The 8,960-nt window shown below is 72.5% G+C and carries 8 protein-coding genes and 2 pseudogenes; 5 read left to right on the forward strand and 5 right to left on the reverse strand.

What is annotated here, in order from left to right; translation table 11 throughout:
- Window positions 1-25 precede the first annotated feature (25 nt).
- Both EXE48_RS17850 and EXE48_RS17860 read right to left on the reverse strand, forming a co-directional pair.
- Window positions 26-1,090 (reverse strand): amidohydrolase family protein, encoded by a 1,065-nt coding sequence (locus EXE48_RS17850; protein WP_053772650.1) that lies wholly within the window; start codon window positions 1,088-1,090, stop codon window positions 26-28.
- A gap of 175 nt (window positions 1,091-1,265) precedes the next feature.
- On the reverse strand, window positions 1,266-2,528 hold the full coding sequence (locus EXE48_RS17860) for an HD domain-containing protein (protein ID WP_053772651.1): 1,263 nt from the start codon (window positions 2,526-2,528) through the stop codon (window positions 1,266-1,268).
- A 131-nt stretch (window positions 2,529-2,659) separates the two neighbouring features.
- Between EXE48_RS17860 and EXE48_RS17865 the strand changes: the two genes are divergently transcribed.
- Window positions 2,660-3,064 (forward strand): universal stress protein, encoded by a 405-nt coding sequence (locus tag EXE48_RS17865; RefSeq protein WP_121600655.1) that lies wholly within the window; start codon window positions 2,660-2,662, stop codon window positions 3,062-3,064.
- Between the two features lie 52 nt (window positions 3,065-3,116).
- Here the strand turns inward: EXE48_RS17865 and EXE48_RS17870 are convergent, their stop codons facing one another.
- From EXE48_RS17870 to EXE48_RS19185, 3 genes and pseudogenes are all read right to left on the reverse strand, one after another.
- Window positions 3,117-4,319, reverse strand: a complete 1,203-nt coding sequence (locus EXE48_RS17870; protein ID WP_053772653.1) for an HD domain-containing protein — start codon at window positions 4,317-4,319, stop codon at window positions 3,117-3,119.
- Between the two features lie 64 nt (window positions 4,320-4,383).
- Entirely contained in the window at window positions 4,384-4,938 is a 555-nt protein-coding gene (locus EXE48_RS17875) for a helix-turn-helix domain-containing protein (protein WP_053772654.1), read from the reverse strand.
- Window positions 4,939-5,073: 135 nt separating this feature from the next.
- Window positions 5,074-5,187: pseudogene (locus EXE48_RS19185) on the reverse strand (phosphoribosylamine-glycine ligase); the annotation flags it as partial.
- 159 nt (window positions 5,188-5,346) lie between these two features.
- On the opposite strand from EXE48_RS19185, the gene EXE48_RS17885 reads away from it, so the two are divergent.
- The 4 genes and pseudogenes from EXE48_RS17885 to EXE48_RS19300 all read left to right on the forward strand — a co-directional run.
- The gene (locus EXE48_RS17885) at window positions 5,347-6,153 is read left to right on the forward strand and encodes an alpha/beta fold hydrolase (RefSeq protein ID WP_053772655.1); all 807 of its coding nucleotides are present in this window, start codon (window positions 5,347-5,349) and stop codon (window positions 6,151-6,153) included.
- Window position 6,154: 1 nt separating this feature from the next.
- Window positions 6,155-7,753, forward strand: coding sequence for an AMP-binding protein (locus tag EXE48_RS17890; RefSeq protein ID WP_121600658.1), 1,599 nt, complete (start codon window positions 6,155-6,157; stop codon window positions 7,751-7,753).
- Window positions 7,754-7,861: 108 nt separating this feature from the next.
- Complete coding sequence (locus tag EXE48_RS17895) at window positions 7,862-8,563, forward strand: helix-turn-helix domain-containing protein (protein ID WP_137704401.1); 702 nt, start codon at window positions 7,862-7,864, stop codon at window positions 8,561-8,563.
- 166 nt (window positions 8,564-8,729) lie between these two features.
- Window positions 8,730-8,960: pseudogene (locus tag EXE48_RS19300) on the forward strand (ParA family protein); the annotation flags it as partial.

Raw genomic sequence — 8,960 nt, forward strand, 5'->3', positions numbered from 1 at the left:
GGCGGACGGCGTTCGGGCGGGCGACTCAGTCCCCGCGCGGGACGACCGTCTCGCCGCCGATCACGACCCGCGAGACGTCGGCCTGTCCCGCGCGCCTGACGACGGCGCGGGCGAGGTCGCGCGCGCCGGCGAGGTTGTCCGAGTCGCCGTCGAGAACGAGGAGGTCGGCGTCGGCGCCGGGCTCGACCACGCCGCGGTTCAGCCCGGCTATCTCGGCGCCGTTGACCGTCGCCATCCGCAGCACTTCGCGGGCGGGGAGGTCGGCGAGCTTCGCCGCGAACTCCATCTCGCGGAACATCGACGGCGAGTCGGTCATCACGTTGTCGGTGCCGAGCGCGACGGTGGTGCGCTCCGCCAGCTCGCGGATCGGCGGCACGCCGACGTTCGTCACGAGGTTCGAGCGCGGGCAGACGACGACCGGGGTCCCGCGGTCGGCGAGGCGTTCGAGGTGGATCGGCTCGGCGTGGACCATGTGGACGAGGAAGTCGGGGTCGAGGTCCATCGCGGGGTTGACGTCTGCGGCGTCGCGCTCGCCGGCGTGGATCCCGAAGGGCTTGCCGGCGTCGCGCGCCGCCGCCCGGACCGCGTCGAAGTCGGCGTCGCGGGCGCCCGAGGCGCCGTACCCGTCGGCGACCGAGAGCACGTCGGGGTCGTCGCGGCCGAAGACGACGGCGTCGATCGCGCGGCCGCCGAACGAGACCCCCTCGCCGGCGAGCGCGTCCCGCAGGGCGCGCACGCCCTCGACGCCCCCTTCACGGAACTCCAGGAACGTGCCGGTGCCGGTCGACTCCATGTACCGGAGGGTGCGCGCCATCGCGGCGACCTTCTCCCCGCGGTCGGCCGCGCGGAGGAGCCGGTGTTTCAGCCCGTCCGGCGGCGCGACCAGTTCGTCGAGCGAGAGCCCCTCGCCCGCCTCCTTGGCGATCGAGTCGCCGATGTGGGTGTGGGCGTTGACGAACGCCGGGAGGATCACCGCGTCGCTCTCGACCGACGCCTCCTCGACCCGGACGATCTCGCCGTCGGCGACGACCACTCGGCCCTCTACCGGCTCGAAGTGGGGCCCGACCAGCGCCGTTCCCTCCAAGTGCATACCGGGGGTCGCCAGCCCGGGCATAAAACGTCACGGGTGCGGGTTCAGGGGCGGGTCGGTGTCGGTCTCGGCGTTCAGCAGCGCCTGAAACGGGTCGATCCACTCGTTCCGGGGCCGGCGGTTTTCCCGGTGCGCGTCGGTCACGGCGACACGTCGCCCGGCGGGCGGATACCCCTCACTCGAACTCGTCGAGCGTCGTCGGCATCGCGCCGCGCACCTCGGTCACGAGCCCGTCGGGGTCGAGGGCGAGGACATCAGCGGCCGCGCGACCGACGCGGTCGGTCGCCGGCTCGGGGGCGTACACGCCGAGGCGCCACTGGTTGCGCTGCGCGGTCCGGAGCGCGGAGACGAGCGGCGACTGGCGTTCGAGGCGTCGGATCTCCCCGTTGACGGTGACGCGCGCGGTGGACTCGCGCATCGTCGGCTCCGGGGGCACGTCGAGGATCACGTGGTCGCGGGCGACGCCCGCCTCCGCGGCGATCTCGCGTTCGAGGGCGGTCTCCGCGGCGTGGTCCGCCTCGTGGACGCGGTCGGGGACGTCGTCGTACTCGGCCCACACCGCCAGCTTGTAGAGGTCGCGCTCGTCGTACCGACGCGACAGCTCGGCGGTCGCGCGGCAGTCGCGGATCGCCGCGAGGAAGTCGTGGTCGTCCATCCGACGGAGCTCGGCGGCCGTCGTCGCGGTCGCGTCGAGGAGCTCGCTCGCGGCGCGGCGCAGCATCGCCTTCGAGATGCGCGCGACGTGGTGGGTGTAGACGACCGGGTTCATCAGCGCCCGGGCCAAAAGCAGGCTCTCGGCGGTCTGGACGTTCCCCTCGTCTAAGACGAGCTCCGGCCCGTCGCGGTCGGCCCCGCCCTCGTCGGCGATCTCGTCGCGCTCGACGAACGTCAGCTCGCGGACGAACCGCTCGGTGTCGATGGTGCCGTAGGGGACGCCGGTGTGGTAGGCGTCGCGCACGAGGTAGTCCATCCGGTCCACGTCGAGCTCCCCGGAGACGAGCCCGGCGTACGGCCCCTCGCCGGCGACGATCCCGGCGATCCGGTCCGGGTCGAGATCGTGGTCGCGCAGCACGTCGCCGACCGCGCCGGTCGCGAGCAGCTCGTCGACGTCGTCGTGGTACTTCCCGGTCCGGCGGTGCGTGAGCGATTCGAGGTTGTGGCTGAACGGCCCGTGCCCCACGTCGTGGAGCATCGCCGCCGCCTCGATGCGGTCGGCGCGGGTCCCCTCGATCCCGAGGTGGTCGAGCGCGCGGCTCGCGAGGTGGTAGACGCCGAGGCTGTGCTCGAACCGCGTGTGGTTCGCGGAGGGGTAGACGAGCTGGACCGTCCCGAGCTGTTTGACGTGCCGGAGCCGCTGGACTGCGGGCGTGTCGACGAGGTCCGCGGCGACACCGTCGATCTCGATGTGGTCGTGGACGGTGTCCTTGACCGTGATCATGCGTTCGCCTTCGACGGCCTCCGATAAAAGGCTGTGAGTCTCCGCGACGCCGTCGCGGCCTCGCCGGACCCGGTTTCGGTGGCCGCGAATCCGTGGCGCGATTTATTACCCGACCGCGTGAACCGTCGCGTATGTACGACGTGTTAGTCGCGGTCGGACTCGACGACGAGCAGCGGACGCGCGCACAGGCCGAGGCCATCGTCGGGCTTCCGGGCGCCCCCGACGATGTGACCGCACACCTCTGTCACGTCTTCCAGGACAACCCGGAGGGCGCCTCGGTCCACCAGCTCGGGACCGTGCGACGCGCCCGAGAGACCCTCGAAGCCGCCGGCGTCAACTGCGTCCACTACGAGGCCAGCGGCGACCCGAGCGAGGAGCTCCTCGCGGCCGCGGACGACGTCGACGCCGACCTCATCTGCGCGTCGGGCCGGAAGCGGAGCCCGGCCGGGAAGGCCGTCTTCGGCAGCACGACGCAGGCGCTGGTGTTGAACGCGGACCGGCCGGTGTTGGCGGTCCCGGGATCGGGCGGAGAGTGAGGCCGCGGCGGGCGCCGTCGGTCGGGCGCCCCGGCCGCCCCGCACCCGGCGGTCAGGCGGAGGGTCGCCCGGCGGCCCGGAGTCCGAGCACGTCCCGCGCCGCGTCGGCGACCGGCTCAACGCGCTCGGCCGGGCAGTAGACGCCGAGCGTCCAGCGGCGGCGCTCGGCGGCGCGGAGCCCGGCGACGAGTTCGGAGGCGTCCTCCAGCCGCTGCGGGACGCCGTCGACGACGACGGCGGAGCCGGACTCCTTGAGGGCCGGCCGGGAGGGGATGTCGACTATCACCGCGTCGCGGTCGATCCCGACGGCGTCGGCGATCTCGCGCTCGGCCGCCCGCTCCTCGGCGCGGCCGGCGTCGACCGTCCCCGCGGGCACCTCGTCGATCCCCGCCCAGACAGCGCGCTTGTAGAGGTCGCGGCGCTCGATGCGCTCGCCGAGCGCCGGCACCCGGTCGCGGAGCTCGACGAGGAGGTCGTGGTCCGCCATCCGGCGGAACGCCCCCAACTCGGTACCCGTGCGGTCGAGGTACCGCTCGCAGGCGCGCTCCAGCATCGCGCCGGCGACCCGGGAGACGTGGTGGCGGTAGACGACGGCGTTCATCAGCGACCGCGCGACGAGCAGGCTCTCGGCGGTGGCAACGTTCCCCTCGGCCAAGACGAGGTCGGCGGACTCGCCGGGGCCGTCGCCGCCGATCAGCCGGAGCTCGGTGACGAGCCGCCCGGTGTCGACGGTGCCGTACGGGACCCCTGTGTGGTGGGCGTCGCGCACGAGGTAGTCCATCCGGTCCACGTCGAGCTCCCCGGAAACGAGGGGGCCGAGCGCGCCCTCGCCGTCGATCAGCGCGGCGACGCGCTCGGGGTCGAGCCCGTTCCGTTCGAGGACCCGGCAGACCTCGCGGTCCGCGTCGGTGAGCAGCCACGCGACGTCGTCGTGGTCGCGGCCGGTCGCGCGCCGAATGATGCCCTCGGTCTGGTGGCCGTACGGCCCGTGCCCCACGTCGTGGAGCAGCGCCGCCGCGCGGACGTGCGCCGCGGTGTCGGCGTCGAGGTCGAACCCCTCGACCGCGCGGCGCGCGAGGTGGTAGACGCCGAGGCTGTGCTCGAACCGCGTGTGGTTCGCGGAGGGGTAGACGAGCCGGACCGTGGACAGCTGTTTGATGTGTCGCAGCCGCTGGAACGCCGGCGTGTCCACGAGGTCGGTCGCGAGGTCGCCGAGCCTGACGTGGCCGTGAACGCTGTCCTTGATGGCCTTCATGCCCGTCGCCTCGCGTCCCGCGCGGTCCGCGAGCTCGACCCGGCGCCGGGGGAGACGGCGCGGGTCACTCGTCGACGACGTCGATCCCGAACCGCTCTTCGAGCGCCCGCACGACCGACCCGCCCACGTTGGCGGTCGCGGCGCGCCCGTCCTCGACCGCGAGCAGGTCGTCCTCGTCGACCTCCAGCTCGGCGGCGACCTCCTCGACGGTCAGCCCGGCGTCCTGCCGCGCCTCGGTGACCACGTCGCCGTAGCCGGAGACGAGGTACGGGAGGCGGTCGGACTCGTAGCTCGTCCCCTCCTCCTCCCAGCGCTTCGAGTCGCCGGCGGCGGAGTCGTACATCTTCGCCTGCTTGCGGGCGAGCTCCTTCTTCCGGCTCTCGGTCGCGCCCGAGCCGGAGCCGCCGCCGGCGCCCCCGGGGCTGCCGCCGGCGCTCCCGCCGCGCGACCCGCCGCTGGGCGCGTTCCCGGCGTCGTCGTGGGGGCGGCAGTTCGAACACACGAGCAGCTTCGCGCCGGCGACAGTCGCCTTCCGGAGGTCCGCGGTCTCGCGGCCGCAGAGCTCGCACGCGTCGCCGTCGTCGCCGCCGCCGCCGCCGCCCGTCGAATACTTCGGCATACCCGGTGTAGTGGTCCGGACCGTTAAAAAGTCGTGGAGGGCGAGGGCCGCCGCCGGGCCGTCGGACCGGCGATCGGCGCCAGCGAGTCCGGCGCCGTTCGAGGCTCACGACCCGAGGTACCCCCACGCCTGAAGGCGGTCGCTCTCGGTTTCGACGTAGTACTTCACGCCGTGGCCCTCGCGGTGAACCTGCCGGGGCAGGTCGGTTATGAGCGCCGCGTCGGCCGAGACGAAGAGGGAGTTGGCGGTACCCGTGCGGGGCGGTCGTCCCCGACCGAAGTGAGTGTGTGCCCGCGAGCGTTCGGGAGTCCCGAGGCGGCGGCGAGCCGGCGGGAACCGCCCGCTTCGGCGGGGGTGGTTGAAACGTTAACGCCCGGATTGATGGGGGACCGCGTGGTGGTTCCTGCTATGCCAAGCGTGACACGGGACGGCGTGGCGATCGACTACGCCGTCGACGGGGACCCAGACGGACCGACCGTGCTGCTGTTGGAAGGCCTCGGGTACGGCCGGTGGATGTGGCGGTGGCTCGCCGAGGCGTTGGCGGACGACTACGAGGTGCTCCGTCCGGACAACCGCGGCACCGGGGACTCCGACGTGCCCGAGGGACCGTACACGGTCGCCGAGATGGCGGCCGACGCGGCCGCGGTCCTCGACGACCGCGGCGTCGACGCGGCCCACGTCTGCGGCGCGTCGATGGGCGGGATGATCGCGCAGGAGCTGGCGCTCGCCGACGACCGGGTCGCGTCGCTGACGCTGCTGTGCACGTCGCCCGGCGGCGACGAGGCGACGCCGACGCCGCCGGCGGTCCAAGAGCACATCTTCTCGGTGGCCGAGGACGCCGACCCCCGCGAGCGGATTCGCTACCTGATGGAGCCGGCCGTCTCGGACGGATTCTACGATCGCGAGCCCGAGCTCGTCGACCGGATCGTCGACTGGCGGCTCGCGGGCGACGCGACGCCGACGGGCCGGGAGGCGCAGGCGGCCGCGGTGGCGGCGTTCGACGCGAGCGACCGGCTCGGCGACCTGTCCGTGCCGACGCTCGTCCTCCACGGGACCGCGGACCGGGTCCTCCCGGTCGAGAACGCCGACCTCCTGGCGGAGCTGCTCCCGCACGCCGAGGTCGAGCGGTTCGAGGGCGGGCCGCACCTCTTCTTCGTCGAGGAGCGCGAGCGCGTCAACGAGCGAGTCCGGTCGTTCCTCGGTGAGGTCGCCTGAGATGGCGACCGGAGACGACCCGCGGGGCGAGGACCGCGCGGAGGGGACCGGCGCCGACCCGCGACCGCACCCGCACGGCGACCGGGCGTACGAGTGGGTCGGCTCGCTGTCGGCGCGGCGCGCGCGGCTCTCGCCGGACCGCGTCGCCGTCACCGACACGGCCGCGAACGCCGAGTACACGTACGCCGAGCTGGACGAGCGCGCCAACCGCACCGCGCGGTTCCTCCGCGGGGTCGGCGTCGAGGCGGGCGACCGCGTCGCCGTCGTCTCGCGGAACCGCGTCGAGCTGGTCGACCTGTTCTTCGCGACTGGCAAGACCGGCGCCGTCCTCGCGCCGCTCTCGCACCGGCTCGCGGAGCGCGACCTCTCGGCGGTGTTGGGGACGGTCGACCCCGAACTCCTCCTCGTGGAGACGCCGTTCGAGGGCGACGTCATCGACGCCTTGGAGCGCGCCGACGTCGAGCCGACCGTCCGCTCGATACCGACCGACGGCGACGACGCGTGGCGGTCGTACACGCGGGACCTGCCCGTCGACGGCTCTCCCGTCGAGACTGCCGACGTCTCACTCGCGGATCCCCACCTCTTCTTACACACCGGCGGCTCGACCGGGACGCCGAAGGAGACGGTGATCAGCCACGGCGCGATGCGCTGGAACGCGTTCAACACGATCACGGCGTGGGGGCTCCGCGAGGACGACGTTACGCCGATGGTGTTCCCGATGTTCCACACCGGCGGCTGGAACGTGCTCACGGTCCCCTTCTTCCAGATGGGCGGGCGGATCCTGCTGAGTCCGGAGGTCGACCCCGGGCGCGTGCTGCGGGACGTGGAGCGCGAGTCGGCGACGACGCTGGTCGCGGTGCCGGCCGTGTTGCGGATGATGGCCCGCCACGACGAGTTCGGAGACACCGACCTCTCCTCGCTCCGCTTCGTGAAGAGCGGCGGCGGCCCCTGTCGGGAGAGCGTCATCGCGGCGTGGCGCGACCGCGGCGTCGAGATATCGCAGGGGTACGGGCTCACCGAGTGCGGGCCGAACAACTTCGCGATGCCAGACGGGTTCCCGCAGGAGAAGACCGCCAGCGTGGGCGTGCCGGCGCTCGCGGTCGACGCGCGCGTCGTCGACGAGGACGGACCCGTCCCCGACGGGACGGTCGGGGAACTCGAACTGGCCGGTCCGGCCGCGGCCGACCGCTACTGGAACGAGCCCGCGGAGACGGCCGAGACGTTCGGCGACTGGGTGTCGACCGGCGACCTCGCGCGCGTCGACGAGGACGGCTACTACCACATCGAGGGGCGCAAGAAGAACATGTTCGTCTCCGGCGGCGAGAACGTCTATCCGCCCCGCGTTGAGGACGCGCTCACCGACCACCCGGGGATCGAGGAGGCGGTCGTGATCGGCGTCCCGAGCGAGCGGTGGGGGACGGTCGGGAAGGCGATTCTCGTCGGCGACGAGTCGCTCACGCTCGGCGACGTGGAGTCGCACCTCGCCTCGCGCGTCGCCCGGTACGCGGTGCCGAAGGAGCTGGCCTTCGTCGACGAGATGCCGACATCGGGGCCGTCGAAGATCGACCGCGCGGCGCTGAAAGAGCGGTTCGGCGAGTAGGCGAGGCAGAGAGATCGGGTCGGCGCGCAGCTATCGGACGGAGACACCTCCGATCGCCGCGCAACTCACAGGAACAACCATTATATACGCGGGGAATAAGGACGGGGCATGCTCGACGTCACGATGGATATGGAGCAGTTCGACTGCCCGTTCATCGACACCTCCGCCGACCACGACGTCTCCTTCTCGGCCATGCACTGGCAGTTGGACACGGCGGCGGAGCAGTTGGAGACGCGGCTGCTCGTCGAGTCGCCGGACCGCTACGAGCTCGGCGAGGGGCTCTCGGCGCTCCGCGACCACGAGAACATGGCCGAGTACCGCCTGTTCTCGAAGGAGGACGGAACCGCGATCATCCGGACCGTCATCGAGGAGACGAACGCGATGTCGACGATAACGGACCACGGCGGCTACATCACCGGCCCGTTCCTCATCGAGGACGGCTCCGAGCAGTGGCAGGTCGGCTTCGACGACGAGGCGACGACCGAGGCGGCGCTCCACGACTTGGAGAAGGGCAACGAGTTCGTCGTGGAGGACCGCACGGAGCTCTCGATGGAGGCGCTGTTCGACACGATGCGGAACGCGAACGCGGCCTCGACGATGCTGGAGGCGTGTCGGGACCTGACCGACGTCGAGCGCGAGACCATCGAGTCGGCCGCCGACGCCGGCTACTTCGAGTCGCCCCGCGAGGCGACGCTGTCGACGCTCGCCGACGAGTTCGACGTCTCGACCGCGGCCGTCTCGAAGAACATGCGCCGCGGCGAGAAGAAGCTGCTCCGCAGCGTCGTCGCCGCGCTCGACCGACTGGAGTAGCGACCGTAGCGACCCGTCGAGGCGAGCGGTCGGCGGGGGCGACCGTCCGGTCTCCGTTCAAAAACCTCTGTTTCAGTCCGGTTTCCCGGCGTTGCCCGTCGAATCCGAGAGGACTGTTAACATCTTAACTCGGCCCTTGATGATGGTGGTCGTCCTCGGGTAGTGTATGCGAGACGAACACACACGGCGATCGTACCTGCGAGGAACCGGCGCCGCGGTCGGCGCGGCGGGACTGACCGGCCTGGCCGGCTGTTCCGGGGGCGGAGACGGCGGGAGCGAGTCCGGCGTCGTTCGCGTGCCGGCGACCGATCCGGACGTGGCGGCCGCGCCGACGGCGGCGACGGGGGACGGCGCGTACGCGCGGGCGGTCGCGACCGCCTACGAGGCGGCGTTCGAC

This window comes from Halorubrum sp. ASP1, from assembly GCF_005435135.1.
Taxonomy (GTDB): domain Archaea; phylum Halobacteriota; class Halobacteria; order Halobacteriales; family Haloferacaceae; genus Halorubrum; species Halorubrum tropicale.